Below are 26,175 nucleotides of genomic sequence, written 5' to 3' on the forward strand. Positions count from 1 at the left end.
GGCTGTTGTACGGTTCATCCATGCCAGAAGCAGCTTCCGCACCGACGGCCCCGCGGGCCACCATCGGCGACAGCGAGTTCGACCGCGACACCGCGCTCACCCGGCGCGAACCCGGCGTCTACGACATCGACCTCTCGGCGGGCTGGACCATCATCAGCGCCGTCAACGGCGGCTATCTGCTGGCCGTCCTGGGCCGCGCCCTCGCGGACGCCCTGCCGCACGGCGACCCGTTCACCATCTCCGCGCACTACCTGACCGCGTCCCAGCCGGGCCCGGCGGTCGTCCGCACGGACGTGGTACGCACCGGGCGGACGCTGTCGACCGGACAGGCCTCGCTCTTCCAGTACGACGAGCAGGGCCGCGAGGTCGAACGGATCCGCGTCCTCGCGTCCTACGGCGACCTGGACTCCCTCCCCGACGACGTCCGCACGACGGCGAAGCCGCCCGCGATCCCGCCGCTGGACCAGTGCTTCGGCCCCGAGGACGGTCCTGCCCCCGTCTCCGGCAGCTCGGCCATCGCCGACCGCCTGATGCTCAAGCTCGACCCCTCCACCCTGGGCTGGGCGCTCGGTCAGCCCTCGGGCAAGGGCGAGATGCGAGCCTGGTTCGGCCTCGCCGACGGCCGCGACCCCGACCCCTTCTCCCTGCTCCTGGCGGTCGACGCACTGCCCCCGACCGCTTTCGAGATCGGCATCTCCGGCTGGGTCCCGACGGTCGAGCTGACCGTGCATGTGCGGTGCCGACCGGCGCCGGGACCGCTGCGCGTGTCGATCACGACCCGCAACCTCGCGGGCGGCTTCCTTGAGGAGGACGCGGAGGTCTGGGACAGCGCGGACAGATTGGTGGCCCAGTCGAGGCAACTGGCGCGAGCAAGGCTGAGCTGAAGAGCCCCCTTCAGGGGCGCGGGGCTGTATCGATGTGCGGCTCCGCCGCGCTGGTCAATAGGCGCACCATCCCTCATAGCCTGACCACGTGAAGTCCGACCGCCTCCTCTCGATCCTCCTGCTCCTCCAGACCCGAGGCCGAATCCCCGCACGAGAACTCGCCGAGCGGCTGGAGGTATCGGTCCGCACCGTCTACCGGGACGTAGAGGCTCTCTCCACGTCAGGCGTCCCGGTCTACGCCGAGCGCGGGCGACACGGCGGGATAGAGCTGCTCGCCGGCTTCCGCACCGACGTCACCGGCCTCACAGCCGACGAATCCCGCGCCCTGTTCATCCTGGCCGCACAGGGCGCACACGCGGCCCTCGGCCTGGACGCCGCGCTCGGCTCGGCACTGCGCAAGGTCATGGCGGCCCTGCCGGCCCCGCACCGCCCGGCCGCCGAGGTGACCTCCCGCCGTATCCTCGTCGACGCCACACGCTGGAAGGGCGGCCCCCAACCCGCCGTGGACCTGGACGTGTTGCAGGACGCGGTGTTCTCCGACCGCCGCCTCCGGCTGCGGTACCGGCACGGTGGGGAGCAGGAGCCGCGGACGTACACCGTCGACCCGTACGGCCTGGTCTCGAAGGCCGGCGTCTGGTACCTGGTCGCGGACCGGCGCGGGAAACCGCAGTTGTTCCGCGCCGACCGGGTGCGGTCGGCGACCGTGCTGGACGACGCGGTGCGGCGGCGGCCGGGCGTCGAACTCGCCGACGCCTGGGAGGTGTTGCGCCGCCAGGTGGAGGAGCGGCCCGGCGGGATCGACGTCATCGTGCGGGTACGACGCGACCGGCTCGACCTGTTTCTGCGGCTCATGGCGTCGTCGCTGATCTCCCTGCCGGAGGTCGAGGGCGACTGGGCCACCACCCGTCTCTCGCTGGGAGTTGTCGGCGAGGCCCGCCAACTCCTGCAGTTCTCGGACCGGGTGGAGGTCGTCTCGCCGCCCGAGGTGCGGGAGGAACTGGCGCGGGCGGCCGCTTCTGTCACGGCCCTGTACCAGCGAGTAAGGCCAGGCTCCGAGGAAACCCGCAGGTCAGCTGGGTCCCTTTAGGTGCGCTTTGCTCCTGGCACAGGCCGCTTACAGCGAGGCCTCAAGGAAGCCCTAAGCGGCGTTGGTTGAGTTCCCGCACAGCACTTCCTCATCCTCCCTGGAGCTGTTTCTCATGAAGCGTGCGCGTCTCCTCCCCGCCGTGGACCTGCTGGCGCTCTCGCCCCTGGCCCTGGTGGCCTGCGGGTCCGGCGACACGTCGTCGACCTCGAACAGCGGCAACTCCGGCGGGCAGTCATCGGCGTCGTGCCAGCCGCCGAGCGGGGCTCCGTCGGGGGCACCGAGCGGGGCTCCGTCGGGCGCCCCGACCGCCCAGCCGTCCGGTGCGCCCAGTGGCGGCCCCGGTGGGGGACAGGGTGGTGCCGACCAGGTTGGCGGCCAGGGCGGCCCCGGCGGCGGGCAGGGTGGCGGCTGTGGCGGTCCGGGCGGGGGCCAGGGCGGCGGGGCGGCGCCCAGCGGTGCGCCGAGCGGCGCGCCGAGCGCGGCTGCGACGGCGACCAAGAGCTGACGGGGCTCGACGTACGGCCGGGGAGGCACTTCCGGCGAAAGACAACAGGGCCGGCACTTCTGGCGGACGACAACAGGGGCGGGCACTCCCGGTGAACGGGGGTGCCGCCCCTTCTGTTGCGCCTGCTGCGGCCCCCGTGCTGCCGACGCTCAGTCCAGCCAGTGCTCACGGCCGATGCTGATCAGCCGCATCTGGCGGGTCGCGACCTGGGCGACGCGCCGGCGTTCCTCTTCCGGTGCGTCCAGGACGTCCAGGAAGAGGGAGGCCGTCATCAGCATCTGGTCGACGTAGAGGTTGGCGAGCATGAGGAGGTCGTCGTCGTTCCAGCCTTCGGACACCGGGTCCTTGGTGAGCGCGTCCTTCACTTCGTCGGCGAAACGGGCCAGTTGGTCCTGGATCGCCTCCCGTACCGACTGCACTCCGCCGTGCCGCTCGCGGGCGATGAAGCGGACGTGGGCCGGATGGGTCGCGACATGCTGGGCGATCAAACCGACGGCGCGCTCTACGCGTTGGTCGGCCTCGCCGGGCGAGGAGACGATCGAGCGGATCATCGGGTGCAGGCTGCCGAGCGCCTCCTCGACGAGGGCGACGCCGAGATCGGCGGTGGAGCGGAAGTGCCGGTAGAAGGCCGTCGGGGCGACGCCGACCTCGCGGGTGACCTCGCGCAGCCCCAGACTGCTCAGGCTCTGCTCCTCCAGCAGGCCCAACGCCGCGTCCAGGAGCGCCTGCCGGGTCTTCTGTTTCTGGGCCTGCCGGATGCCGAGGGTGTGACTCATACCATGCAGTTAACAACTGTTCTCTGGAATTGAAAAGCCGTGGGGCGCGCTAGACTTGGAGTCAGTGAACAACTGTTACTACAACTGTTCACCGAAATGTAACGAGTGAGATCGACGCGAGAGATCTCGGAGGGGGATCCATCTCATGCTGTTCCTCGTCGCCGCACTCCTGCTGCTGGGTGTGCTGCTGGGCACCGTGGCCCACGCGCCGCTCGGCTTCACCGCCGTCGCCGCTGTCGTGATCGCCGTCTGGCTGGCCGTCTTCGCCGCCCGCGAGCGCCACGCACGCCGCAACTGACTCCGTCCACCGGTCCGTACCGACCTCTCAGGAGCTGACACCCATGCAACTCACCGCACCGGCCACCGGTCGCCCCGGCACCCGCACGCGCACCCGCGATGCCGACGGCATGGCCGTGGCGTCCTTCATCCTCGGCCTCATCGGCCTCCTCGTCTTCAACCTCTTCCTCGGCCCGACCGCCATCGTCCTGGCGGCGGTGGCTCTCTGGCGCGGCACGAACCGCAGGGGCAGGGCACTCCTCGGCATGGGCCTGGGCGTCGCCGACCTGCTGGTCCTGCTGACGTTCATGCAGGTGGACAACACGCTGTCGTGGAGCTTCTAGGCCCTGCCCGAGCCGACGGCGAGCGGCTGGGGACGAGCCGCGAGCGCAGCCGAGAGCGGGGGAGAGCGGGGGAGAGTGGGCACGGCCTGCAGCGCCGGGCCCGACCGCCATCGGCCTCCAGGGCCACGCGGGTAAGGCGTACGACCTCGCAGCACCCCGGGGAACCTTGACACGGGCCCCCTTACCGGCGCCCCTTAGAATCATGGCCACCATGGCTTACCTCGACCACGCCGCGACCACCCCGATGCTCCCGGAGGCGGCAGAGGCGCTGACCGCCCAGCTGAGCGTCACCGGCAACGCCTCCTCCCTCCACGCATCCGGCCGCCGCGCGAGGCGCACCGTCGAGGAGGCCCGCGAGACCCTCGCGGAAGCGCTCGGCGCCCGCCCCAGCGAGGTCGTCTTTACCTCCGGCGGCACCGAGGCCGACAACCTCGCGGTCAAGGGCCTGTACTGGTCCCGCCGCGACGCCGACCCGGCAGGCACCCGCACCCGGGTCCTCGCCAGCCCCGTCGAACACCACGCCGTCCTCGACGCCGTCCACTGGCTCGCCGAGCACGAGGGCGCCACGGTCGAGTACCTCCCGGTCGACTCCTACGGCCGCGTCCACCCGGACGCCCTGCGCGAAGCCATCGCCCGCAACCCCCACGACGTCGCCCTGGCCACCGTGATGTGGGCAAACAACGAGATCGGCACGGTCATGCCGATCCGCGAACTGGCCGACACGGCAAGGGAGTTCGACGTCCCCCTGCATGCCGACGCCGTTCAGGCCTTCGGTCAGGTCCCCGTCGACTTCGCCGCTTCCGGCCTCGCCGCGATGACCGTCTCCGGCCACAAGATCGGCGGCCCGTACGGGATAGGAGCCCTGATCCTAGGCCGCGAGTACACCCCCGTACCCGTCCTGCACGGCGGCGGCCAGGAGCGCCACGTCCGCTCCGGCACCCTCGACGTCCCCGCGATCGCCTCCTTCGCGGTCGCCGGCCGCCTCGCCGCCGAGCAGCGCGAGTGGTTCGCGAACGAGATCGGCGCCCTGCGCGACGCCCTGGTCGAGGCGGTCCGTACGGCGGTCCCGGATGCGATCCTCGGCGGCGACCCGGCACCCGGCGGCCGCCTCCCGGCCAACGCGCACTTCACCTTCCCGGGCTGCGAGGGCGACTCCCTGCTCCTGCTGCTGGACGCCCAGGGCATCGAGTGCTCCACCGGCTCCGCCTGCACCGCCGGCGTCGCCCAGCCCAGCCACGTCCTCCTCGCCACCGGCACCGATCCCGACCTGGCCCGCGGCACCCTCCGCTTCTCCCTCGGCCACACCTCCACGGAGGCCGACGTCGAGGCGGTCGCCAAGGCGATCGGCCCGGCGGTGGAACGGGCGCGGGCGGCGGGGCTCACGTAGGCCGCTACGCGGGCGCCGTACGCGCCGCCCGAACGAGCTTCATGTACCGGTCCCAGTCCCAGTGCTTGCCGGGATCCGTGTGGTCGGTCCCCGGGACCTCCACGTGCCCGATGATGTGCTCGCGGTCGACGGGGATGTCGTACCGCGCGCATATCCGGGCCGTGAGCCGCGCCGACGCCTCGTACATCTCGTCCGTGAGGTCCTGCGGCCGGTCCACGAAGCCCTCGTGCTCGATGCCGACACTGCGCTCGTTGTAGTCGCGGTTGCCCGCGTGGTACGCCACGTCCAGCTCGCGGATCATCTGCGTGATGTGGCCGTCCTTACGGACGATGTAGTGCGCGGCCGCCCCGTGCTCCGGGTCCTGGAACACCTTCACCGCGCTGTCGAAGCTGCCCTGGGTGACATGGATGATCACCATGTCTATGCCGTAGTCGTCGGGACGGTCAGCCCGCCTCCAGTTCGCGTCCGACGCCGCCACCCACCGCGCGCCGGCATAGTCGACCTCGCCCTCCTTGCGCGGCTTCTCCACGCCGGGCACCCGCCACCACAGGCGCGCCAGCTCATCGCGGGCCAGCACGGCCGAGCCCGCCGCGGCCACCGTCCCACCGATCAGCAACGCGCGACGCCCGACCTTCCGGTCGCCGTCCTTCGGAGCCTTCCGCTGTCCCATGTGATCGTCAACGGATACTCGCGGGCTCTGGTTCCCACGCCCCCGTACCCTGGAAGGGCTATGACTGACACCCCGCAGCGCTCCCGCCCCCTCCGCGTCCTCGCCGCCATGTCCGGCGGGGTCGACTCCGCCGTCGCCGCCGCCCGCGCGGCCGAGGCGGGGCACGACGTGACCGGCGTCCACCTCGCGCTCTCCGCGAACCCCCAGTCCTTCCGCACGGGCGCGCGGGGCTGTTGCACCATCGAGGACTCCCGCGACGCCCGCCGCGCCGCCGACGTCATCGGCATCCCCTTCTACGTCTGGGACCTCGCCGACCGCTTCCGCGAGGACGTGGTCGAGGACTTCATCGCCGAGTACGAGGCCGGCCGGACCCCGAACCCGTGCCTGCGCTGCAACGAGAAGATCAAGTTCGCCGCGCTGCTGGACAAGGCGCTCGCCCTGGGCTTCGACGCCGTCTGCACGGGCCACTACGCCAAGGTCGTGCTGAAGGAGGACGGCACCCGCGAGCTGCACCGCGCCTCCGACATGGCCAAGGACCAGTCGTACGTCCTCGGCGTCCTCGACGAGAAGCAGCTGGCGCACGCCATGTTCCCGCTCGGCGACACGGTGACGACGAAGGACGAGATCCGGGCCGAGGCCGAGCGGCGGGGTCTGGCGGTCGCCAAGAAGCCCGACTCGCACGACATCTGCTTCATCGCCGACGGCGACACCCAGGGCTTCCTCGCCTCCCGCCTCGGCAAGGCGGAGGGCGACATCGTCGACGAGTCCGGCGCCAAGCTCGGCACCCACGAGGGTGCGTACGGCTTCACCATCGGCCAGCGCAAGGGCCTGCGCATCGGCACCCCGGCCGCCGACGGCAAGCCGCGCTACGTCCTCGACATCTCGCCCGTGAACAACACGGTGACGGTCGGCCCGGCGTCCGCCCTGGACGTCACCGCCCTCACCGCCATCAAGCCCCGCTGGTGCGGCGCCGCCCCGACCGGCCCCGGCACCTACACCGCCCAGCTCCGCGCCCACGGCGGCGAGACGGAAGTCACCGCCGAACTCGTCGACGACTCCCTGGAAGTCACGTTCACCGAGCCGGTCCGCGGCGTGGCCCCCGGCCAGGCGATCGTCCTGTACGACGGCACGCGCGTGGTGGGCTCGGCGACGATCGCGTCCACGGTGCGCGCGACGGCGGGCGTGGCCTGAGCCGGCGTAGACACACCCGCGTCCCGCTCCCAGGGGGACAGGCACACGCGCGTGCCGCTCGAAGGGGTGGGCCGGCACACACGCGTGCCGCTCGAAGGGGTAGGCCGGCACACACGCGTGCCGCTCGATGGGGTAAGTCGGCACAGACGCGTGGCGCGCGAAGGCGTAGGCAGTGACACAGCCGTGCCGCGCGAAAGGGAACACGCGCGTGTGCTCCCCCGTGGCACACGCGCGTGCCCGGCCCCGGTCGCCCCGGTCACCCCCCGAAGAACTCCACCAGCACCGGCCCGAGGACGCCCGGCTCCACCATGTGGGTCTGCCCCTCCAAGCTCCGGTACGTTCCCTCCGGCACGGCCTCCGCGATCGCCCGCGCCGCCTCGCGCATCCACGCGGGGCTCGCGCCGCCCGCGACGGCCAGCGCCGGGACCGTGATCGAGGCCAGCCGTTCCCGGGGCACCAGACCGTCGCCCATCACGGCGTCGTCGTAGGCGAGGCTCGGCGCGATCGACTCCATGCCGGGCCACATGGGGGAGTGGCGGGCGCCCTGGATCATCTCCTCGGCCATCCCGGTCAGCCGCAGGAACAGCTCGACGGCATCCCCGCGACGACCCTGCTCGAGTGCCTCGGTCAGCCGCGCGGTGTACTCCGCGCGTTCCTTCGCGCCGCCCTCGTAGACGGCGAACGGCACCTCGTACACCGCCACCTGACGCACCGGCAGCCCGCTCGCCGCCGCCTCCAGCACCAGCGCGCCGCCCGACGAGACGCCGCACAGCGCCGCCTCGCCGCCCACCGCCTCGATCAGCGCGGCGAGGTCCTCGACCTCGCGCTCCACCGCGTACGGCTTCGTGTCACCGCTCTCGCCACGCCCCCGACGGTCGTACACGACGACTCGGAAGCGCTCCGACAGGGGAACGGCCAGCGGCGCCACCGTGCCCCCGGTGGACATCGCGCCGCTGACGAGGATCACCGCCGGACCCTGACCGGTGCTCTCGTACGCGATGGAGGTGCCGTCGCGCGAAATGGTCTTCTTGTCCATGCCTGTGGAGACTGCCGTACGGCACGGAACTCATCGGTGAGGCGAGCGGCGCGTCACGACACTTGTACTTCGTAGAAGCAGAGGTGGTCCTTGATCTCGGCCACGTCCGGCTTCGGGTCGAGGTACGCCCAGACCAGGTCCGCCGCGTCCGGCAGCGACCAGTAGGAGGCCGTTCCCTTGAACGGGCAGTAAGTGTGCGTGTCGGAGGGCGTCAGCAGGTCCAGTCGTACGTCCTCGGCCGGGATGTAGTACCGCACGGGACAGCCCGTCTCCCGCAGGACGAGCGGCCGGTCGCTCTCCGCCAGGACCTGGTCGCCGTGGACGACCCGTACGCGCTGTGTGCCCTGCTCGATCGTGATCGTGTGTCCGTCAGCCATACCCGAAAAGCGTTCGCGGGCCCCCGGTTCTTCCCGCATACGGTGGTTCCATGCGAATCTGCGTCTTCCTCTCCGCCGCCGACCTCGACGACCGTTACACGCGCCCCGCGCGCGAGTTCGCGAAACTGCTGGGCAAGGGCGGGCACACGCTCGTGTGGGGCGGCTCCGACGTCGGGCTGATGAAGGTGGTCGCCGACGGGGTGCAGGAGGCGGGCGGGCGGCTCGTCGGGGTCTCCGTCGAGTTCCTGGCCGCCAAGGTCCGCCCGGGCGTCGACGAGATGGTGATCGCGAAGGATCTCGCCGAGCGCAAGAAGCTGCTCCTGGAGAAGGCCGACGCCGTGGTGATCATGGTCGGCGGCACGGGAACCCTCGACGAGGCGACGGAGATCCTGGAACTGAAGAAGCACGGCCACACGGACAAGCCGGTGGTCCTGCTCAACACCGCGGGCTTCTACGACGGCCTGAAGGAACAGTTCCGCCGCATGGACGACGAGGGCTTCCTGCCCCGCCCGCTGAGCGACCTGGTGTTCTTCGCGGAGGAGCCGGTGGGGGCGCTGGCGTACCTGGAGGAGAGCCGGGGGGTGAAGTGAGCAGGGGGCCAGTGCGCCGGGGAGTGGAGTGAGCGGGGGCGAGTGTGCCGGGGGTGAGTGGGCCGGGGAGTGGGGTGGCCTCGCACTGATGCGAGCATGGCGGGCATGGCTACTCATGTGATCACCGGAGCGGGTTCCGGCATCGGCGCCGCCGTCGCGCGCCGCCTGCACGAGCGCGGGGACGATCTCGTCCTCCACGCGCGCGACGCGGGCCGTGCGAAGGAGCTGGCGGCGGCGTTCCCCGGTGCGAAGACGCTGGTCGGCGACCTGGCGGACCCGGACAAGCTGTCCTGGGCCTTCTCCCACCAGTCGCTTCCGGACCGGGTCGACTCCCTGCTCCACATCGCCGGGGTCGTGGACCTGGGCCCGGTGGGCGACCTGACCCCGAAGTCCTGGCGTCACCAGCTCAACGTCAATCTGATCTCCCCGGCCGAGCTGACCCGCCACTTCCTGCCCCAACTCCGCGCCACCCGTGGCCACGTGGTCTTCGTGAACTCGGGCGCCGGCCTCAACGCCCACGCCGACTGGTCCGCGTACGCCGCCTCCAAGCACGGCCTGAAGGCCCTCGCGGACTCCCTGCGGCACGAGGAGCACGGCAACGGCATCCGCGTCACCTCGGTCTACCCCGGCCGCACGGCCAGCCCCATGCAGGCGAAGGTCCACCAGCAGGAGGGCAAGGAGTACGACGCCTCGAAGTGGATCGACCCGGAGTCGGTGGCGACGACGATCCTGATGGCGATCGACCTGCCACGGGACGCGGAGGTCAACGATGTGACGGTGCGCCCCGGGCGCTGACGGAGGCTCTTCGCCCCCGCCGCCCCTACCCGTCCCGTCCCTGGGGGCCGCCGCCCCCAGACCCCCGCTTCGGCCCTGAAGGGGCCTCGTCCTCAAACGCCGGACGGGCTGGGTAAGTCAGCCCCTCCGGCGTTTGAGGAGCGGGGGTCCAGGGGGCGGAGCCCCCTGGCGGGGTGGAGGGGGCGGAGCCCCTTCAAGGATGGGACGGGTAGGGGCGGCGGGGGCGAAAACCATACGTAGGCTTCACCACGTGAACGACAACCCCACCTTCGCCCCCGCCACCGGCATCGGCTCCCTGCCCGGCACCGACGCCCGCGAGGCCGCCAAGACCGTCACGGGGTCCTTCGAGGACTTCCCGTTCCTCGCCGAGTTGCCCGCCCGCGGCCCCGGTGCGGACATGATCGGCCGGACCGCCGGGATGCTCGTCGAGCTGTACGCGCGCGTGGAGCCCAGCGGGTGGCGGATCGGGGACCGGCCGGGCCGGGACACCAAGCGGGCGCGATCGTGGCTGGGGGAGGACCTCGACGCGCTGGAGGAGTTCACGCAGGGGTACGAAGGGCTGTTGAAGGTGCAGGCCGTCGGGCCGTGGACCCTGGCCGCCGCGCTGGAGCTGAAGAACGGCGAGGCCGCCCTCTCCGACGCCGGAGCCTGCCGCGACCTCGCCGCCTCGCTCACGGAAGGGCTGCGGCAGCACCTGGAAGAGGTCCGGCGGCGCGTGCCCGGCGCCCGGCTCGTCCTCCAGCTCGACGAGCCCTCCCTGGTCGCCGTCCTGCGCGGACACGTGAAGACCGCCAGCGGGTACCGGACCCACCGGGCCGTGGACCGGCAGATCGTCGAGGCCACGCTCCGGGACGTCGTCGGGGTTCACGGCGACGGCCCCGTCGTGGTCCACTCGTGCGCACCGGACGTCCCGTTCGCCCTGCTGCGCCGGGCGGGCGCGGCGGCGATCTCCTTCGACTTCTCCCTCCTCACCGAGCGTGACGACGACGCGATCGGCGAGGCGGTGGAAGCGGGGACCCGGCTCTTCGCAGGTGTCGTCCCGGGCACGGACGGCCCATTGTCAGACCCTGCCGGTAGCGTCATGGGTGTCAGGACGCTGTGGCGCAGGCTGGGGCTGTCACCGGGGCTTCTCGCGGAGGCGGTCACGGTCACGCCGTCGTGCGGACTCGCGGGGGCCTCCCCGGAGTACGCGCGCAAGGTTCTCGCCCACTGCGTCCGGGCGGCGAGATCCCTCGCGGACAACCCAGAGTAACGGGAGGACAACACGGTGGCCGGCGACAAGCAAGCGGAGACGACGGTGCCCGTCGAGGCACGGGAGCAGCACGCGAAGCTCGCTGAGCAGATCGAGGAGCACCGCTTCCGGTACTACGTGAAGGACGCTCCCGTCATCAGCGACGCGGAGTTCGACAAGCTGCTGCGCTCGCTCGAAGCGCTGGAGGACGAGTATCCGGAGCTGCGCACGCCGGACTCACCGACGCAGAAGGTGGCGGGCGCGTACGAGACGGAGTTCACGGCGGTCCAGCACCGCGAGCGGATGCTGTCGCTCGACAACGCCTTCGACGATCTGGAGCTCGCCGCCTGGGCCGAGCGCGTCCACAAGGACGTCGGCACCTCCAAGTACCACTTCCTGTGCGAGCTCAAGGTCGACGGCCTCGCCGTCAACCTCACCTACGAGCGGGGCCGCCTCACCCGCGCGGCAACGCGCGGCGACGGCCGCACCGGCGAGGACATCACCCCCAATGTCCGTACGATCGCGGACATTCCGGACCGTCTGAAGGGTGACCGCATCCCCGACCTCGTGGAGATCCGCGGCGAGGTCTACTTCCCGATGGAGAAGTTCGAGGAGCTCAACGCCCGTCTGGTCGAGGCCGGCGACAAGCCTTTCGCCAACCCGCGCAACGCGGCCGCCGGTTCACTGCGCCAGAAGGACCCGCGCGTCACCGCCACCCGCCCCTTGCACATGGTCGTCCACGGCATCGGCGCCCTCCAGGGCTTCGACGGCATGAGCCGCCTCTCCCAGGCCTACGACCTGCTGAAAGCCTGGGGCCTGCCCACCGCACGGCACAACAAGGTGGTCGAGGACCTCGACGGGGTCCGGGAGTTCATCGCCTACTTCGGCGAGAACCGCCACTCCGTGGAGCACGAGATCGACGGAGTCGTGGTCAAGCTCGACGAGATCCCCCTCCAAGGCCGCCTCGGCTCCACCTCGCGCGCGCCGCGCTGGGCGATCGCGTACAAGTACGCGCCGGAAGAGGTCAACACCAAGCTCATCAACATCCGTGTGGGTGTTGGCCGTACGGGCCGCGTCACGCCGTACGCCCAGGTCGAGCCGGTCACCGTGGCGGGTTCGGAGGTCGAGTTCGCCACCCTGCACAACCAGGACGTCGTCAAGGCCAAGGGCGTTCTCATCGGTGACACGGTGGTGCTGCGCAAGGCCGGCGACGTCATCCCGGAGATCCTCGGACCGGTCGTCGACCTGCGTGACGGCAGCGAGCGGGAGTTCGTGATGCCCGCCGAGTGCCCGGAGTGCGGTACGGCGCTCAGGCCCATGAAGGAGGGCGACGTCGATCTGCGCTGCCCGAACGCCCGCACCTGCCCGGCCCAGTTGCGCGAGCGCCTGTTCTACCTCGCGGGCCGAAAGGCGCTGGACATCGAGCACTTCGGCTACGTCGCCGCTGCCGCGCTCACCAAGCCGCTGGAGCCGGCCGAGCCGCCGCTCGTCGACGAGGGCGACCTGTTCGACCTCACCGTCGAGCAGCTGCTGCCCATCAAGGCGTACGTCCTCGACCAGGACAGCGGTCTGCCCAAGCGGGACCCGAAGACCGGTGAGGAGAAGATCGCCACGGTCTTCGCCAACCAGCAGGGCGAGCCCAAGAAGAACGCGGTAGCGATGCTGGAGAACATCGCCGCCGCCAAGGAACGCCCGCTCGCCCGCATCCTCACGGGCCTGTCGATCCGGCACGTCGGTCCGGTCGCCGCCGAGGCGCTGGCCCGGGAGTTCCGCTCCATCGACCGCATCGAACAGGCCGGCGAGGAGGAGTTGGCGAACACCGACGGCGTCGGCCCGATCATCGCCGCCTCGCTCAAGGAGTGGTTCGCCGAGGAGTGGCACCAGGAGATCCTTCGCAAGTGGAAGGCGGCCGGCGTCCGCATGGAGGAGGAGGGCTCCGGCGAGGCCGAAGGCCCCCGTCCGCTGGAAGGGCTTACCGTCGTCGTCACCGGCACGCTGGAGCACTTCACCCGCGACGGCGCCAAGGAGGCCCTGCAAAGTCGCGGAGCGAAGGTGACCGGTTCCGTTTCGAAGAAGACGTCTTTTGTCGTCGTAGGTGACAGCCCAGGGTCGAAGTACGACAAGGCCATGCAGCTCAAGGTGCCTGTGCTGAACGAGGACGGCTTCAATGTCCTGCTGGAGCAGGGGCCCGACGCGGCGGCCGAAGTTGCTCTCCCGACAGAGGAGTAGTGGTTGAAGGCCACCCGATCGGCGCATATCAGATGCATACGGGTGGCTGGGGCGCATTCGGGCAACCGTCGACGACCGCTGCCCGTGGAAGCCTTCTGCGGCCTACTGTTGAGGGGTGCGCCTGCCGTGCCCAGCTGCGGTTGGGGCATCCCCTTGGCTCTGAAGGGCTTTGAAGGGCAAGGGGAAGGGTTTTCCAACGCGGTGCCGTTGAAGGTTGTTGTCGGGCATCGGGCCGCGTGGCGTGGGCACCGCCGGCTGTGAGAGGGACGGGAATGGAACCGACCGAGAGCGCCGCCCCCGACTCACGGCTGCGCCGGATGGCCGGCGCATGGCGGGGGTGGGCGGCGCGGACCGCGGAGCGTTCGCGCGCGGAAAGAGGCGCGGGGAGCGCCGCCGCACCGCACACCGTGGCGGACGGCCACGCCGCCGTGCCGCTCGACGCCGAGCGCACCGCCGGACTGCCGGGTTCCGACCATGAACGGCACCTGTCCTGGCCCGCGCTGCCCGCGGCGGTCGTCGCGGCGGCCGGGTTCGTCCTCGGCGCCGGGTTCTACCGGGCGTTCACCGGCAACCACGCCCTCTTCCCGTCCGGCACCGTCGGTTGGTCCCTGGCCGTGCTGACCGGCGTCATCGTCGGCCACCTCGTCATGCTCGGCCGGGCCCGCTGGTGGGGCGGCACCGGCTCCGGCGCCGCTCTCACCCTCGCCGTCCTGGTGCTGTACGGCTGGGTGTCCGCCGGCATGGTCAGCCTGACCGTCGTCGTCCTGGTCGGCGTCGCGCGCCGGGGCCGCTGGCGGCAGGGGGTGCTGCACGGCGCGGTGGACATCCTCGGCATCGCCGCCGGCGCCCTGGTGCTGGCCGCCTTCGGCCGCGTACCGACCGTCGAGAACCCCTGGAACCCCGACACCTGGACGCTCTACACCGCCCCCGGCGTGGTGCTCGTCGCCGCCGCCTATCTCGCGGTCACCCGCGTTCTGCTGTGGTATCTGCACGCCCCGCGCGGCGGCCTGCCCACCGTCGCCCGCACCGCCCTGGTCAGACAGGGCCTGGTCGCGGTGGCGTTGCTCGGTATCGCACCGCTGGTGTGTGTGGTCGCCATCGCCAAGCCCCTCCTGCTGCCGCTGTTCTCCATCCCCCTCATCGCCCTCGACTCCACCCTGTGGATCGCCCGGGCCCGGGCGGAGGAGCAGCTGCGCGACCCGCTGACCGGGCTGCCCAACCGGCAGTGGCTGCTGGAGCGCATCTGGACCGCACTCGACGACGCCGAGCGCATCGGCGCCCGGTCCGCCCTGATGCTGATCGACCTCGACCGTTTCCGATCGGTCAACGACACGCTCGGTCATCTTGCCGGTGACCGGTTGCTGTTGCAGATAGCCGACCGGCTGCGGCTCGCGCTGCCGCGCGGAGCGGAGGCCGCGCGGCTCGGCGGCGACGAGTTCGCCGTCTTACTGCCGGTCGCCGACTCCACGACGTCCGCGACCCGGGTCGCCCGCGGCCTCGTCGCCGCCCTCAGCTCCCCGCTCGACCTGGACGGGCTCACCCTGGTCCTGGAGGCCAGCGCCGGCGTCGCCGTCTTCCCCGACCACGCCCTCGACGCCGAGGGCCTGCTGCGGCGCGCGGACGTGGCGATGTACCAGGCGAAACGGGACCGTACGGGCGTAGAGGTCTACGAGTCGAAGCGGGACTCCAACACCCCGGACCGGCTCGGCCTGCTCGGGGACCTGCGCCGGGCCCTCGACGCGCAGGAGGTCGAGCTGCACTACCAGCCGAAGGTCCGCTTCGACGGACAGGTCGCCGGCCTCGAGGCCCTGGTCCGCTGGGTGCATCCGGAACGCGGGAAGGTGCCGCCGGACGAGTTCATAGCGATCGCCGAGTCGTCCGGGCTGATGCCGCATCTGACGGAGTACGTGCTGGAGACGGCGCTCGCGCAGGTAGCTCAGTGGCGCTCGCAGGGGCTGTACGTGCCCGTCGCGGTCAACGTCTCCCCCCGCGATGTCCACACACCCGGGTTCGCGGGTTCCGTCGCCGCGCGGCTCGCCCGGCACGGTGTCCCGGCGGGAGCGCTCCAGCTGGAGATAACGGAACACGTCCTCCTGGAGGACCCGCAGCGCGCCGCCGACACCCTCGCCGGCCTGACCGGGCACGGCGTGAAGATGTCCCTGGACGACTTCGGCACGGGGTATTCGTCCCTGGTGCACCTCAGACGGCTGCCCGTGAGCGAACTGAAGATCGACCGCTCGTTCGTGGCCCGCCTGGCCGTGGACACCGAGGACGCGGAGATCGTGCGCTGCACGGTCGACTTGGCGCACTCGTTGGGGCTGCTCGTCGTGGCCGAGGGTGTCGAGGACGACGAGACCTGGGAACGACTGCGCGACCTCGGCTGCGACGCCGTACAGGGATGGCTGGTGGCGGCCGCGATGCCACCGGAGGAAACGACGGCTTGGCTTCGGGCCCGGGGATCACGAGGCTGGCAGCGCCCGAGGGCAGCCCTTCCTGCCGCCGAGTGAGGTCAACGCCCTAAGGGGCGCGGGGCTCCATCGATACGCGGCTCCGCCGAGTGGGCGCGACCAGCTACAACCAACCCGTAGACGCCAGCCGACCTATCGCGGCACTTCCCATCGCGGCCCCATCAGCGAAGCGCCCCCGCACTGAAGTGCCCCGTCAGCAGCTCCAGCCTCCGCTCATGCGCCCCCTCCGGCAGCCGCCCGCTCCGCATCAGCGTCACCAGGCCGTGCAGCCCGGCCCAGTACGTCTCCGTCAGCAGGCCCACGTCGTCACCCTCGGCCGCGATCGGCTCGACGGCCTGCCTCAGCTCGCCGAAGGCCTCCTGCAAGGCCGCCGGTGCCTCGGGCGTGGCGAACGGCAGGTCCACGTGGTGGGTGAACATCGCGTCGTACAGCGCCGGCCGACGCCGCGCGAACGCCGTATACGCCTCACCCACCGCGGCCAGCGCCCCGCGCTCTCCCTTCGCCGCCTCACGTGCCGTACGCAACTCCGCGGCCAGGTCCGCGCAGCCCTGCACGGCCACCGCCGCCATGATCGCGTCCTTGCCCTTGAAGTGGCTGTAGAGGACGGGCTGGCTGTACTCGACCTCGGCCGCCAGGCGACGCGTGGTCACCGCCTCCCAGCCCTCGGCCTCCGCCAGCTCCCGCGCGGCCGTGACGATCAGTCGCTCGCGCTCCGCTCGTTCGCGCTCCCGGCGCGTCTGGATGGACATACCTCGGATTCTAGCAGCGCTAGCGAATCTGTCGGTGCTCTGCTAGCGTCGCTTCAAACGCTAGCGCCGCTAGGAGTTCCGTCGTTCGACCTGACGAGGAGACACGGCATGACCGTCACCGCGTACACCCTGGCCGTCGTACTCAACCTGTTCGTCCTGTTCATCGGGGCCCGCTTCCTGCTCCAGCCCCGCCCCTCCGCCGCCGGCTACGGCGTGCCGGCCGACCCCGACGGCGACGCCTCCGCGTACCTCACGATCAAGGGGCTGCGGGACGGCACCTTCGGCCTGCTGGGCCTGGCGCTGCTCGCGTTCGTCGGCGCCGAGGCCGAGGCCTGGTTCATGCTGTGCGTGGCGCTGATCCCGCTGTTCGACACCGTGATCGTGCTGCGTCACGGCGGTACGAAGGCCGTCGCGTTCGGGATCCATTTCGCCACGGCGGTCGTTGTGCTGATCAGCGCCGGACTGCTGTTCGCCGTATGACGGCCGTGGCCGTCGCTACGCCGGGCGTCGGGAAACCGTTTCACTGGCATCGGGCCCCGCCCCATAGGATTGGGGCTAGTCGTCCCATTCCCGTCTGTCGCGCGACGCCGCGCGACCCGCCCTTCGGGCGGACGACGGGAATGGGACGACTAGCCCCAGCCCCAAACCACACACACTCACCCCAGAGGATCGCTGCATGCCTGGCATCACGCGCGAGGAGGTCGCCCACCTCGCCCGGCTGGCGCGTCTGGAGCTGAAGCCCGAAGAGCTCGAGCACTTCGCGGGACAGCTGGACGACATCATCGGCGCGGTCGCACGCGTCAGTGAGGTCGCCGACCAAGACGTACCGCCGACCTCGCACCCGCTCCCGCTGACGAACGTCATGCGCGCGGACGAGGTCCGTCCGTCGCTCACCCCCGAGCAGGCGCTCTCCGGCGCCCCGGCCCAGGAGCAGCAGCGTTTCAAGGTGCCGCAGATCCTGGGGGAGGACTAATCGCCATGACGGACATCATCAAGCTCACGGCCGCCGAGACCGCCGCGAAGATCGCCTCCGGCGAGCTCACCGCGGTCGAGGTCACCGAGGCCCACCTCGCCCGTATCGAGGCCGTCGACGAGAAGGTCCACGCCTTCCTGCACGTCGACCGCGAGGGCGCCCTCGCCCAGGCCCGTGCCGTCGACGAGAAGCGGCAGCGCGGTGAGAAGCTCGGTCCGCTGGCCGGCGTCCCCCTCGCGCTCAAGGACATCTTCACCACCGAGGGCGTCCCGACGACCGTCGGTTCGAAGATCCTGGAGGGGTGGATTCCGCCGTACGACGCCACCCTCACCAAGAAGCTCAAGGCCGCTGACGTCGTCATCCTCGGCAAGACCAACATGGACGAGTTCGCCATGGGGTCGTCGACGGAGAACAGTGCGTACGGGCCCACCGGCAACCCCTGGGACCTCACCAAGATCCCCGGCGGCTCCGGTGGCGGTTCCTCCGCCGCGCTCGCCTCCTTCCAGGCGCCCCTCGCCATCGGCACCGACACCGGCGGCTCCATCCGCCAGCCGGCCGCCGTCACCGGCACGGTGGGCGTGAAGCCGACGTACGGTGCCGTCTCGCGGTACGGCATGGTCGCCTTCTCCAGCTCCCTCGACCAGGGCGGCCCCTGCGCCCGTACGGTCCTGGACGCGGCCCTGCTCCACGAGGTCATCGCCGGGCACGACCCGCTCGACTCGACGTCGATCGACGCGCCCGTGCCGCCGGTCGTCGAAGCCGCCCGCAACGGCAGCGTCCAGGGCATGCGCGTCGGTGTCGTCAAGCAGTTCCGCGGCGAGGGCTACCAGGCCGGCGTCATCCAGCGCTTCGACGAGTCCGTCGAGCTGCTGCGGGAGCTCGGCGCCGAGATCGTCGAGCTGGACTGCCCGTCCTTCGACCTCGCGCTGTCGGCGTACTACCTGATCGCGCCCTCCGAGTGCTCCTCCAACCTCGCCCGCTTCGACGGCCTGCGCTACGGCCTGCGGACCGGCGACGACGGCACGCACTCCGCCGAGGAGGTCACCTCGATCACCCGCGCGGACGGCTTCGGCCCCGAGGTGAAGCGCCGCATCATGCTGGGTACGTACGCGCTGTCGAGCGGGTACTACGACGCGTACTACGGCAGCGCCCAGAAGGTCCGCACGCTCATCACGCGCGACTTCGAGAAGGCCTTCGAGCAGGTGGACGTGATCGTGTCCCCCACGACTCCCACCACCGCCTTCCCGATCGGCGAGCGTGCCGACGACCCGATGGCGATGTACCTCGCCGACCTGTGCACCATCCCGACGAACCTCGCGGGCAACGCGGCCATGTCGCTGCCCTGTGGTCTGGCACCGGAGGACAACCTCCCGGTCGGCCTGCAGATCATCGCCCCGGCGTTGAAGGACGATCGCCTGTACAAGGTGGGCGCCGCCGTTGAGGCCGCCTTCGTGGAAAAGTGGGGGCACCCGTTGCTCGAGGAGGCTCCGTCGCTGTGAGTGCACTGTCCAAGGCCAAGGGCTTCAAGAAGTCCAAGTCCGGTCTGTATGTGTCGATGGCCACGTCGGCCTTCGGCGTCCTCGGTGTCGTCAAGCAGATCAAGAAGGCCCGCACCGACAACGACACGCTGCGGCTGATCGACGCCGTCGTGACGGGCGCCGCTGTCGTCACCAACCTCGCCATCATGTACCGCGAGCTGAAGCGTCTCGGCGACGACGACGTCCTGCTGGGCTGAGAGGGAAGTTCACCGTGACCACCACGACCGACCTGGTGTCGTACGAGGACGCTCTGGCGTCGTACGACCCCGTCATGGGCCTCGAGGTCCATGTCGAACTCGGCACCAAGACCAAGATGTTCTGCGGCTGTTCGACCGCGCTCGGCCAGGACGCCAACACGCAGACCTGTCCCGTCTGCCTCGGCCTGCCCGGCGCGCTCCCGGTCGTCAACGCGACCGGCGTCGAGTCCGCCATCAAGATCGGCCTCGCGCTGAACTGCGAGATCGCCGAGTGGTGCCGCTTCGCCCGGAAGAACTACTTCTATCCGGACATGCCGAAGAACTTCCAGACCTCCCAGTACGACGAGCCGATCGCCTTCAACGGCTACCTCGACGTCCAGCTGGAGGACGGCGAGACCTTCCGCGTGGAGATCGAGCGCGCCCACATGGAGGAGGACACCGGCAAGTCGACGCACGTCGGCGGCGCGACGGGCCGTATCCACGGCGCCTCGCACTCGCTGCTCGACTACAACCGCGCCGGCATCCCGCTCATCGAGATCGTCACCAAGCCGATCGTCGGTGCGGGCGACCGTGCCCCCGAGGTGGCGAAGGCGTACGTCCGTGAGCTGCGCGAGCTCATCAAGGCGCTCGGCGTCTCCGAGGCCCGTATGGAGATGGGCCAGATGCGCTGCGACGTGAACCTGTCGCTGATGCCGAAGGGCTCCGACAAGTTCGGCACGCGTTCGGAGACCAAGAACGTCAACTCGCTTCGGTCCGTCGAGCGCGCCTGCCGTTACGAGATCCAGCGGCACGCGGCCGTCCTGAGCAGCGGCGGCACGATCGTCCAGGAGACCCGGCACTTCCACGAGGACACGGGGTCGACGACCTCGGGCCGCGTGAAGGAGGAGGCCGAGGACTACCGGTACTTCCCGGAGCCCGACCTGGTCCCCGTCGCCCCCACCCGCGAGTGGGTCGAGGAGATCCGCGCCGCGCTGCCCGAGCTGCCGCTCGTGCGCCGCAACCGGCTCCGCGAGGAGTGGGGCATCAGCGCCACCGACATGCAGGCGATCCTCAACGCCGGTGCGCTGGAGCCGATCGTGGCGACCATCGAGGCCGGTGCCGACGCGGCCTCCGCCCGCAAGTGGTGGATGGGCGAACTCGCCCGCAGCGCCAACGAGTCGGGCAAGGCGCTGGACGAGCTGGCGATCACCCCGGCGCAGGTCGCCCGGGTCGCCGAGCTGGTCTCCAAGGGCGACCTGAACGACAAGCTGGCCCGCCAGGTCATCGAGGGCGTCCTCGCGGGCGAAGGCACCCCGGACGAGGTCGTCGACAAGCGCGGGCTGAAGGTCGTCTCCGACGAGGGCGCCCTGGGCACCGCCGTCGACGAGGCCATCGCCGGCAACCCGGCCATCGCGGACAAGATCCGCGGCGGCAAGGTGGCCGCGGCCGGCGCCCTGGTCGGCGCGGTCATGAAGGCGACCCGGGGTCAGGCCGACGCGGCGCGCGTCAAGGAGCTGATCCTGGAGAAGCTGGGCGTCAGCGAGGGCTGAGACCCACCGTCGTGAAACCCCGAGGGGGATGCATCAACGGCGATGCATCCCCCTCGGCGCGTTCTCGGATACGGCGGCCTCGGGCCCGCGTACTCGGATACGGCGGCCTCGAGCGCCCGTTATGGGATACGGCGACCCACCAGCCGTACGAAGCCCAGCGCGCGGCCCTCGTCCAGCCGCACCATCTCGCCGACCCGGCGGGCCATCGTGCGATGGAACTCCTCCGGGCTCTCCTCGGCGATCACGTCGCACCACAGCAGCCAGTCCCGCCAGCCGTCCGGCTGCCAGTCGGCGGCCTCGACCTCGACGGCGCCACTGCGGGCCCAGTGCCGTCGCCACCACTCGGCGGAGTGGAAGGACCAGAAGTCGGGCTCCCACCACGGCTTGAGGTGCTCCGGCGGCTCGGTGCCCTCCGGCTCCTCCCGGAGCGCCGGTACGACGACACCGATCCGCCCGCCCGGCTTCAACAGCCGGGTGAGCGTGGGCAGATACAGATCGTTGGTGCCGAAGTAGTGGTACGCGTCGATGCTCACGATCGCGTCGAAGCTGCCCTCCGCGAACGGCAGGTCGTGTGCCTCGGCGTGCACGGGCAGCACGCGGTCGGCGAAGCCGGCCTCGGCGATGCGCCGGGCGTTGTCGTCGGGCTTGATCCACAGATCGGCGGCGGTGACCTGGGCGTCGTACTCCCTGGCCAGGAAGACCGAGGTCATCGCCCGGCCGCAGCCCAGGTCGAGGACGCGTGCGCAGGGGCGCAGGGCGTCCAGGCCGAGGGCGGGGGCCAGCCACTCCAGCAGCCACAGGGCGTTCGGACCCATCTGGTTCTCGATGACCCAGCGGGTGTCGTAGCTGTTGCTGCGCGGGTAGCGGGCGTGGCTCAGCCGCTTGGTGAGGTCCTCACTCGAGGTCCTCGGGGTGATGTCCGGCATCGGTGAACGGGCTCCTTGAGTCCGGGGAAGCGGAAAGGGATACGTCGGAGCTCGGCCGGACGCTCAAACAATGCACCTGCCCAGGTCGGCGGCGATGTGCCGCAGGACGGCTGACCTTCGGAAGCTAGCAGCCGGCCGTCCTGCCCCGCATCGGGGTTTTCCGGCGCGACGCGCTACGCTCCCCCGCCATGAGTGGACGTGGTGATTCCGAGATAGCCGAGACACGGGAGGACCAGTCCCAGACGCCGGACGACGAGCGGGACCTGGCGGGCCCGGAGGACGCGCAGGACCCGCAGAATCCGGAGCACCCGGAGGGCGCCGAGGATCCGGAGGACGTCGAGGACCCGGCGCTGGTGGCCCGGCGGGCCCGCTGGACGGCTGCCGCGACCGGTGCGCTCCTCGCCCTCGCCGGGCTGGCCGCCTCGACGCTGCGTGCTGCCGGTTCCGCGCCGGCCCTCGTCCCGGCGGCCTACGCCTTCGGGGCCGCCGTCTGCGCGCTGGCCGCGTTCCTCGGCTCCCGGGGGCGCACCCGGCGGGCGCTGTGGCTGCTCGTCGCCGGGGTGATGGTGATGGCGCTGGGGGACCAGTTCGACTGAGAAGTTCCCACTGCGCGGACGTAGTTCTGTGAGAGATACCACGCCCGGCGACAAAGGGGCCGTTACTGTCCTGTGATCTGCCTCCCATTCCTGTGAATAAACCCACGAATACGGCAAACGATCACCGGCGCCTGCAACAGTGGCTCCACAACCCTCATGCGTTCTTTGCGGGCTGTTCACTTCATGAACAACTGTTCCCGGCCAAAGATCCACACATTGTCGAACCGGGAGCACGTTCGTGGCAGCTCTTGCACGCTGGTGTGTACAACGCCGCCTCGTCGCCGTACTGCTCTGGCTGCTCGCCTTCGGCGGGGTGACCGCGGCAGCCGCCGTCACCGGCACCGCGTACTCGAACGACTACCAGGTCCCCGGCACCGAGTCCGGCCGCGCCACCCAGCTCCTGGAGGACGGCTTCCCCGGCCTCGGCGGCGACAGTGACACCGTCGTCTGGCACACCACCTCCGGCACCGTCCGCGCCGCCGACGTCGAACAGACCATGACCCGCACGCTGGGCAAGATCGCGGACCTGCCCGGTGTCGCGGCCGTCGGCAGCCCGTACGGCAAGCAGGGCGCCGCCCAGATCAGCGAGGACGGGCACACGGCGTACGCCACCGTCACCTTCGACGACAGTGCCGAGAACCTCGACAAGGGCGAGGCGCAGGCCGTCGTGAGCGCCGCCAAGGCCGCCGAGGCCGACGGGCTCCAGGTGGAGCTGGGCGGCAGCGCCGTCGGGCTCACCGAGTCGCCGGGCGGGCACATCGCCGAGATCGTCGGCGTGGCCGTCGCCGCGGTCGTGCTCTTCCTCGCCTTCGGCTCCCTCGCCGCCTCGCTGCTGCCCATCGGCACCGCACTGGTCGGCGTCGGCACCGCGTACGCCGGCATCGCGCTGCTCGGGCACGCCATGACCGTCGCCGACTTCGCTCCCATGCTCGGCATGCTCATCGGGCTCGGCGTCGGCATCGACTACGCGCTGTTCATCGTCACCAGACACCGGCGCGGACTGAAACGCGGGCTGACCGTCTCCGAGTCGATCACCAACGCCGTGGCGACCACAGGGCGCGCGGTCGTGTTCGCCGGTGCCACCGTGTGCATCGCCCTGCTCGGGATGCTGATCCTCCAGCTCAGCTTCCTCAACGGCGTCGCCCTCGCCGCCTCGCTGACCGTGGTCCTGACGGTCGCGGCCTCCGTGACCCTGCTGCCCGCCCTGCTGTCCTTCATCGGCATGCGCGCGCTCAGCCGCCGCGAGCGGCGCCGGCTGGCCGAGCACGGGCCCGAGCCGGAGCTGCCCACCGGGTTCGCCGCCCGCTGGTCGGCGTTCGTGGAGCGCCACCCCAAGGCGCTCGGCGCGATCGCCCTGGCCGTCATCACCGTCCTCGCCCTGCCCACCCTCGGCCTGCGCCTGGGCACCTCCGACCAGGGCAACAACCCCGAGTCCTCCACCACGCGCCAGGCCTACGACCTCCTCGCCGACGGCTTCGGACCCGGCGTGAACGGCCCCCTCACCCTGGTCACCGAGGTCGACGGCGGCGACGACAAGCTCGCCCTCGACAACCTCGACGCCACCCTCCGCGGCACCGAGGGCGTCGCGGCGGTGACCCCGGTGACGTACAACACCGGCGGCGAGACCGCGTACCTCACCGTCGTACCGGAGTCCTCCCCGCAGTCGCGGCAGACCAGCGACCTCGTCGAGCGGCTGCGCTCCGAGGTGCTGCCGCGCGCCGAGACCGGCACCTCGCTCGATGTGCACGTCGGCGGCATGACGGCCGGCTACGACGACTTCGCCGACGTGATCGTCGGCAAGCTGCCGCTGTTCGTCGGGGTCGTCATCGGCCTGGGCTGTCTGCTGCTCCTGGTGGCCTTCCGGTCCGTCGGCATCCCGCTCAAGGCCGCCGTGATGAACGTCGCCGCCGTCGCCGCGGCCTTCGGCGTCGTTGTCGCGATCTTCCAGTGGGGCTGGGGGAGCGAGCTGCTGGGCCTGGGCCGCGCGGGCCCGATCGAGCCGTTCCTCCCGGTGATCATGGTGTCCGTCCTCTTCGGCCTCTCCATGGACTACCAGGTCTTCCTGGTCAGCCGGATGTACGAGGAGTGGCTGGAGACCGGCGACAACCGGCGGGCGGTCCGGGTCGGCCTCGCCGAGACCAGCCGGGTGATCAACTCCGCCGCGGTCATCATGATCTCGGTCTTCCTCGCCTTCGTCCTCAGCGGTGACCGCGTGATCGCCATGTTCGGCATCGCGCTGGCCGCCGCCGTGGCCCTGGACGCCTTCGTGCTCCGTACGCTCCTCGTCCCCGCCTTGATGCACATGCTCGGCGGCGCCAACTGGTGGCTGCCGCGCTGGCTCGACCGGCGCATGCCCCGCATCAGCATCGAGCCGCCCGAGTCCCGTGCCGCCCATGAGAGGCTGGCCGCCGCGACGGACGCCGAGGTGGCGGACGTGCTGGCGGAGGAGGGGCGACAGCGGGATGTACGCGATATCGCTGGGTGACGACGGAGCGGAACTGCGGCCTCTGGAGCCCTGGCATGCGGAGGAGTTCCTGGCGCATCTGAACCGGGGCAGGGAGTTCATCGGGCAGCACATCCCGTTCGGGGCCAACGCCACCGACGCCGACTCCGCCCGGGAACTCCTTCAGTCATACGCGGACAAGCGCGCCGCAGACACTGGCAGCCTGCACGGCCTGTGGCTGGACGGAAAGCTCGTCGGCGGTGTGCTGTTCCTGCATTTCGACGCCGAGCGGGGCACCTGCGAGGTCGGCTGCTGGCTGGAGCCGGCCGGCGCGGGGCGCGGACTGGTCACGCGTGCCATGCGGGTCCTCATCGACTGGGCGGTTGACGTGCGCGGCATCCACCGTGTGGAGTGGCAGGCGTCGTCCGCCAACGAACCGAGCATCAACGTGGCGCGGCGGCTGGGCATGACGCGTGACGGCGTGCTGCGACAGAGCTACCCCTATCGGGGAGTGCGCCAGGACCTCGAGGTGTGGTCCGTCCTCGCCCCCGAGTGGCGTGAGGCACGCGCGCGTGCCGCTCACAACGACCATGAAGAGTCCTCTCGATCGCCACGCGATCATTAAGAGACCTCTCAGACAGCGTCCGTACGGTGCGAGGCATGGGAACGAAGACAGTGGACGAGACCGGCGCCGACACCGGCACCGAGGCGAAGACCGACGAGGAGAAGGTGGACGTCGTCAAGACGACTGACGCGACCGACTCCACCGACGCCGACGAGGTGGCGGAGCACGACGAGGCCGGGGACGAGGTGACCGCTGAGGCCACGGAAGCGGGCCCCTCCGGCGTCGGCCAGGGCGCGGGGGCGGTCGTCTCCGCGGCGCTGGGCCTCGTCTCCCTGACCGGTGGCTGGATCGGCACGGTCGCTGCCGCGCGCGAGACCCTCGTCGGCCAGTTGGAGACCGCCTCGAACGCGAGCGTCGCCAAGCAGATCAAGGAGGTCTACGGCGACGCCTGGCAGACCTCCGCCCTGTGGGCCGCCGTGTTCGCGCTGGCCGCGCTGATCGTCGGCGTCGTGGTGCTCGCCCGGCCCGCATTCGGGACGCCCGGCAAGCCGCAGGCCGTGTGGATCAAGTCGGTCGCCTGGGGCGGCGTCGCGCTTGGCGTCATCGGCCTGCTGCTGGCCGTGCTCAAGTACACCGACGCGCTGCTCGGCCTACCGTCAGCGGGGTGAGTCACCGCAGGTCCCGAGGGGTCTCAGAGTCGCCGTAAGCACCTTAGGCGGCGCCTGAGGCCCCTCAGGCATGTCTAAGGCCCCACCCACGGGCGAAGATGCGGAACTCTCCCGATGTGGCGGGCCCGCCTGGGAGACGAAAGTT

27 protein-coding genes are annotated in these 26,175 nt (G+C 71.0%); 21 read left to right on the forward strand and 6 right to left on the reverse strand.

Going from position 1 to position 26,175, the window contains the following annotated elements:
* Window positions 1-20: 20 nt before the first annotated feature.
* The 3 genes from ACQEV2_RS29795 to ACQEV2_RS29805 all read left to right on the forward strand — a co-directional run bounded on the left by ACQEV2_RS29795 (window position 21) and on the right by ACQEV2_RS29805 (window position 2,476).
* Window positions 21-884 carry a thioesterase family protein gene (locus ACQEV2_RS29795; RefSeq protein WP_433048087.1) on the forward strand — a complete coding sequence of 288 codons (864 nt, stop codon included), beginning with the start codon at window positions 21-23 and terminating at the stop codon, window positions 882-884.
* Window positions 885-972: 88 nt separating this feature from the next.
* Window positions 973-1,971 (forward strand): helix-turn-helix transcriptional regulator, encoded by a 999-nt coding sequence (locus tag ACQEV2_RS29800; protein ID WP_433048090.1) that lies wholly within the window; start codon window positions 973-975, stop codon window positions 1,969-1,971.
* A gap of 112 nt (window positions 1,972-2,083) precedes the next feature.
* Window positions 2,084-2,476 (forward strand): hypothetical protein, encoded by a 393-nt coding sequence (locus ACQEV2_RS29805; RefSeq protein ID WP_433048093.1) that lies wholly within the window; start codon window positions 2,084-2,086, stop codon window positions 2,474-2,476.
* 149 nt (window positions 2,477-2,625) lie between these two features.
* On the opposite strand, the gene ACQEV2_RS29810 is transcribed toward ACQEV2_RS29805, so the two are convergent.
* Complete coding sequence (locus ACQEV2_RS29810) at window positions 2,626-3,252, reverse strand: TetR family transcriptional regulator (protein WP_433048096.1); 627 nt, start codon at window positions 3,250-3,252, stop codon at window positions 2,626-2,628.
* Window positions 3,253-3,397: 145 nt separating this feature from the next.
* Between ACQEV2_RS29810 and ACQEV2_RS29815 the strand changes: the two genes are divergently transcribed.
* From ACQEV2_RS29815 to ACQEV2_RS29825, 3 genes are all read left to right on the forward strand, one after another.
* Window positions 3,398-3,550 (forward strand): hypothetical protein, encoded by a 153-nt coding sequence (locus ACQEV2_RS29815; protein ID WP_433048099.1) that lies wholly within the window; start codon window positions 3,398-3,400, stop codon window positions 3,548-3,550.
* Window positions 3,551-3,593: 43 nt separating this feature from the next.
* Window positions 3,594-3,872, forward strand: a complete 279-nt coding sequence (locus ACQEV2_RS29820) for a DUF4190 domain-containing protein (RefSeq protein ID WP_433048102.1) — start codon at window positions 3,594-3,596, stop codon at window positions 3,870-3,872.
* A 211-nt stretch (window positions 3,873-4,083) separates the two neighbouring features.
* On the forward strand, window positions 4,084-5,259 hold the full coding sequence (locus ACQEV2_RS29825) for a cysteine desulfurase family protein (RefSeq protein WP_433054882.1): 1,176 nt from the start codon (window positions 4,084-4,086) through the stop codon (window positions 5,257-5,259).
* A gap of 4 nt (window positions 5,260-5,263) precedes the next feature.
* On the opposite strand, the gene ACQEV2_RS29830 is transcribed toward ACQEV2_RS29825, so the two are convergent.
* Window positions 5,264-5,929 carry an N-acetylmuramoyl-L-alanine amidase gene (locus ACQEV2_RS29830; RefSeq protein ID WP_433048105.1) on the reverse strand — a complete coding sequence of 222 codons (666 nt, stop codon included), beginning with the start codon at window positions 5,927-5,929 and terminating at the stop codon, window positions 5,264-5,266.
* 60 nt (window positions 5,930-5,989) lie between these two features.
* Here ACQEV2_RS29830 and mnmA point away from each other — a divergent pair, with 60 nt between their 5' ends.
* On the forward strand, window positions 5,990-7,120 hold the full coding sequence (mnmA, locus tag ACQEV2_RS29835; RefSeq protein ID WP_433048108.1) for a tRNA 2-thiouridine(34) synthase MnmA: 1,131 nt from the start codon (window positions 5,990-5,992) through the stop codon (window positions 7,118-7,120).
* A 256-nt stretch (window positions 7,121-7,376) separates the two neighbouring features.
* On the opposite strand, the gene ACQEV2_RS29840 is transcribed toward mnmA, so the two are convergent.
* Both ACQEV2_RS29840 and ACQEV2_RS29845 read right to left on the reverse strand, forming a co-directional pair.
* On the reverse strand, window positions 7,377-8,156 hold the full coding sequence (locus ACQEV2_RS29840) for an alpha/beta fold hydrolase (protein ID WP_433048111.1): 780 nt from the start codon (window positions 8,154-8,156) through the stop codon (window positions 7,377-7,379).
* Window positions 8,157-8,209: 53 nt separating this feature from the next.
* Complete coding sequence (locus ACQEV2_RS29845) at window positions 8,210-8,533, reverse strand: DUF427 domain-containing protein (protein WP_433048114.1); 324 nt, start codon at window positions 8,531-8,533, stop codon at window positions 8,210-8,212.
* Window positions 8,534-8,583: 50 nt separating this feature from the next.
* On the opposite strand from ACQEV2_RS29845, the gene ACQEV2_RS29850 reads away from it, so the two are divergent.
* The 5 genes from ACQEV2_RS29850 (at window position 8,584) to ACQEV2_RS29870 (ending at window position 15,885) form a co-directional block, all read left to right on the forward strand.
* Window positions 8,584-9,123 (forward strand): TIGR00730 family Rossman fold protein, encoded by a 540-nt coding sequence (locus ACQEV2_RS29850; protein WP_433048117.1) that lies wholly within the window; start codon window positions 8,584-8,586, stop codon window positions 9,121-9,123.
* Between the two features lie 105 nt (window positions 9,124-9,228).
* Window positions 9,229-9,918 (forward strand): SDR family oxidoreductase, encoded by a 690-nt coding sequence (locus ACQEV2_RS29855; protein WP_433048120.1) that lies wholly within the window; start codon window positions 9,229-9,231, stop codon window positions 9,916-9,918.
* 250 nt (window positions 9,919-10,168) lie between these two features.
* Complete coding sequence (locus tag ACQEV2_RS29860) at window positions 10,169-11,170, forward strand: methionine synthase (RefSeq protein WP_433048123.1); 1,002 nt, start codon at window positions 10,169-10,171, stop codon at window positions 11,168-11,170.
* A gap of 15 nt (window positions 11,171-11,185) precedes the next feature.
* The gene (ligA, locus tag ACQEV2_RS29865; protein WP_433048126.1) at window positions 11,186-13,378 is read left to right on the forward strand and encodes an NAD-dependent DNA ligase LigA; all 2,193 of its coding nucleotides are present in this window, start codon (window positions 11,186-11,188) and stop codon (window positions 13,376-13,378) included.
* 272 nt (window positions 13,379-13,650) lie between these two features.
* Complete coding sequence (locus tag ACQEV2_RS29870) at window positions 13,651-15,885, forward strand: putative bifunctional diguanylate cyclase/phosphodiesterase (RefSeq protein WP_433048129.1); 2,235 nt, start codon at window positions 13,651-13,653, stop codon at window positions 15,883-15,885.
* A gap of 122 nt (window positions 15,886-16,007) precedes the next feature.
* Here the strand turns inward: ACQEV2_RS29870 and ACQEV2_RS29875 are convergent, their stop codons facing one another.
* Window positions 16,008-16,595 (reverse strand): TetR/AcrR family transcriptional regulator, encoded by a 588-nt coding sequence (locus ACQEV2_RS29875; RefSeq protein ID WP_433048132.1) that lies wholly within the window; start codon window positions 16,593-16,595, stop codon window positions 16,008-16,010.
* 108 nt (window positions 16,596-16,703) lie between these two features.
* Between ACQEV2_RS29875 and ACQEV2_RS29880 the strand changes: the two genes are divergently transcribed.
* From ACQEV2_RS29880 to gatB, 5 genes are all read left to right on the forward strand, one after another.
* Entirely contained in the window at window positions 16,704-17,075 is a 372-nt protein-coding gene (locus tag ACQEV2_RS29880; RefSeq protein ID WP_433048135.1) for a DUF4267 domain-containing protein, read from the forward strand.
* A 196-nt stretch (window positions 17,076-17,271) separates the two neighbouring features.
* A complete protein-coding gene (gatC, locus tag ACQEV2_RS29885; RefSeq protein WP_007384860.1) occupies window positions 17,272-17,568 on the forward strand; it encodes an Asp-tRNA(Asn)/Glu-tRNA(Gln) amidotransferase subunit GatC in 297 nt (98 codons plus the stop codon).
* Between the two features lie 5 nt (window positions 17,569-17,573).
* Entirely contained in the window at window positions 17,574-19,067 is a 1,494-nt protein-coding gene (gene gatA, locus ACQEV2_RS29890) for an Asp-tRNA(Asn)/Glu-tRNA(Gln) amidotransferase subunit GatA (RefSeq protein WP_433048138.1), read from the forward strand.
* On the forward strand, window positions 19,064-19,303 hold the full coding sequence (locus ACQEV2_RS29895) for a hypothetical protein (protein WP_433048141.1): 240 nt from the start codon (window positions 19,064-19,066) through the stop codon (window positions 19,301-19,303). Before gatA ends, ACQEV2_RS29895 begins: the two co-directional genes overlap by 4 nt.
* A gap of 14 nt (window positions 19,304-19,317) precedes the next feature.
* Window positions 19,318-20,832, forward strand: coding sequence for an Asp-tRNA(Asn)/Glu-tRNA(Gln) amidotransferase subunit GatB (gene gatB, locus ACQEV2_RS29900; protein WP_433048144.1), 1,515 nt, complete (start codon window positions 19,318-19,320; stop codon window positions 20,830-20,832).
* A 119-nt stretch (window positions 20,833-20,951) separates the two neighbouring features.
* On the opposite strand, the gene ACQEV2_RS29905 is transcribed toward gatB, so the two are convergent.
* A complete protein-coding gene (locus ACQEV2_RS29905) occupies window positions 20,952-21,758 on the reverse strand; it encodes an SAM-dependent methyltransferase (protein WP_433048147.1) in 807 nt (268 codons plus the stop codon).
* Between the two features lie 188 nt (window positions 21,759-21,946).
* On the opposite strand from ACQEV2_RS29905, the gene ACQEV2_RS29910 reads away from it, so the two are divergent.
* From ACQEV2_RS29910 to ACQEV2_RS29925, 4 genes are all read left to right on the forward strand, one after another.
* On the forward strand, window positions 21,947-22,354 hold the full coding sequence (locus ACQEV2_RS29910) for a hypothetical protein (RefSeq protein ID WP_433048150.1): 408 nt from the start codon (window positions 21,947-21,949) through the stop codon (window positions 22,352-22,354).
* Between the two features lie 238 nt (window positions 22,355-22,592).
* The gene (locus ACQEV2_RS29915) at window positions 22,593-24,839 is read left to right on the forward strand and encodes an MMPL family transporter (RefSeq protein WP_433048153.1); all 2,247 of its coding nucleotides are present in this window, start codon (window positions 22,593-22,595) and stop codon (window positions 24,837-24,839) included.
* Window positions 24,817-25,422: a GNAT family N-acetyltransferase gene (locus tag ACQEV2_RS29920; RefSeq protein ID WP_433048156.1), complete on the forward strand. Its 606-nt coding sequence runs from the start codon at window positions 24,817-24,819 to the stop codon at window positions 25,420-25,422. Before ACQEV2_RS29915 ends, ACQEV2_RS29920 begins: the two co-directional genes overlap by 23 nt.
* Window positions 25,423-25,457: 35 nt before the next feature.
* Window positions 25,458-26,030, forward strand: coding sequence for a hypothetical protein (locus ACQEV2_RS29925; protein ID WP_433048159.1), 573 nt, complete (start codon window positions 25,458-25,460; stop codon window positions 26,028-26,030).
* Window positions 26,031-26,175: the final 145 nt, after the last annotated feature.

The organism is Streptomyces sp. CA-251387, assembly GCF_050936625.1.
GTDB lineage: Bacteria > Actinomycetota > Actinomycetes > Streptomycetales > Streptomycetaceae > Streptomyces.

Bases quoted from the DNA above. Each gene is read 5' to 3' on its own strand.
- ACQEV2_RS29870 (WP_433048129.1), top strand. From the start codon at position 13,651: ATGGAACCGACCGAGAGCGCCGCCCCCGACTCACGGCTGCGCCGGATG.
- mnmA (WP_433048108.1), top strand. From the start codon at position 5,990: ATGACTGACACCCCGCAGCGCTCCCGCCCCCTCCGCGTCCTCGCCGCC.
- ACQEV2_RS29810 (WP_433048096.1), bottom strand. From the start codon at position 3,252: ATGAGTCACACCCTCGGCATCCGGCAGGCCCAGAAACAGAAGACCCGG.
- ACQEV2_RS29840 (WP_433048111.1), bottom strand. From the start codon at position 8,156: ATGGACAAGAAGACCATTTCGCGCGACGGCACCTCCATCGCGTACGAG.
- ACQEV2_RS29920 (WP_433048156.1), top strand. From the start codon at position 24,817: ATGTACGCGATATCGCTGGGTGACGACGGAGCGGAACTGCGGCCTCTG.
- ACQEV2_RS29875 (WP_433048132.1), bottom strand. From the start codon at position 16,595: ATGTCCATCCAGACGCGCCGGGAGCGCGAACGAGCGGAGCGCGAGCGA.
- ACQEV2_RS29820 (WP_433048102.1), top strand. From the start codon at position 3,594: ATGCAACTCACCGCACCGGCCACCGGTCGCCCCGGCACCCGCACGCGC.
- ACQEV2_RS29830 (WP_433048105.1), bottom strand. From the start codon at position 5,929: ATGGGACAGCGGAAGGCTCCGAAGGACGGCGACCGGAAGGTCGGGCGT.
- ACQEV2_RS29815 (WP_433048099.1), top strand. From the start codon at position 3,398: ATGCTGTTCCTCGTCGCCGCACTCCTGCTGCTGGGTGTGCTGCTGGGC.
- ACQEV2_RS29845 (WP_433048114.1), bottom strand. From the start codon at position 8,533: ATGGCTGACGGACACACGATCACGATCGAGCAGGGCACACAGCGCGTA.
- ACQEV2_RS29805 (WP_433048093.1), top strand. From the start codon at position 2,084: ATGAAGCGTGCGCGTCTCCTCCCCGCCGTGGACCTGCTGGCGCTCTCG.
- ACQEV2_RS29910 (WP_433048150.1), top strand. From the start codon at position 21,947: ATGAGTGGACGTGGTGATTCCGAGATAGCCGAGACACGGGAGGACCAG.
- ACQEV2_RS29795 (WP_433048087.1), top strand. From the start codon at position 21: ATGCCAGAAGCAGCTTCCGCACCGACGGCCCCGCGGGCCACCATCGGC.
- ACQEV2_RS29905 (WP_433048147.1), bottom strand. From the start codon at position 21,758: ATGCCGGACATCACCCCGAGGACCTCGAGTGAGGACCTCACCAAGCGG.
- ACQEV2_RS29825 (WP_433054882.1), top strand. From the start codon at position 4,084: ATGGCTTACCTCGACCACGCCGCGACCACCCCGATGCTCCCGGAGGCG.
- ACQEV2_RS29880 (WP_433048135.1), top strand. From the start codon at position 16,704: ATGACCGTCACCGCGTACACCCTGGCCGTCGTACTCAACCTGTTCGTC.
- gatC (WP_007384860.1), top strand. From the start codon at position 17,272: ATGCCTGGCATCACGCGCGAGGAGGTCGCCCACCTCGCCCGGCTGGCG.
- ACQEV2_RS29855 (WP_433048120.1), top strand. From the start codon at position 9,229: ATGGCTACTCATGTGATCACCGGAGCGGGTTCCGGCATCGGCGCCGCC.
- gatA (WP_433048138.1), top strand. From the start codon at position 17,574: ATGACGGACATCATCAAGCTCACGGCCGCCGAGACCGCCGCGAAGATC.
- ACQEV2_RS29850 (WP_433048117.1), top strand. From the start codon at position 8,584: ATGCGAATCTGCGTCTTCCTCTCCGCCGCCGACCTCGACGACCGTTAC.
- ACQEV2_RS29925 (WP_433048159.1), top strand. From the start codon at position 25,458: ATGGGAACGAAGACAGTGGACGAGACCGGCGCCGACACCGGCACCGAG.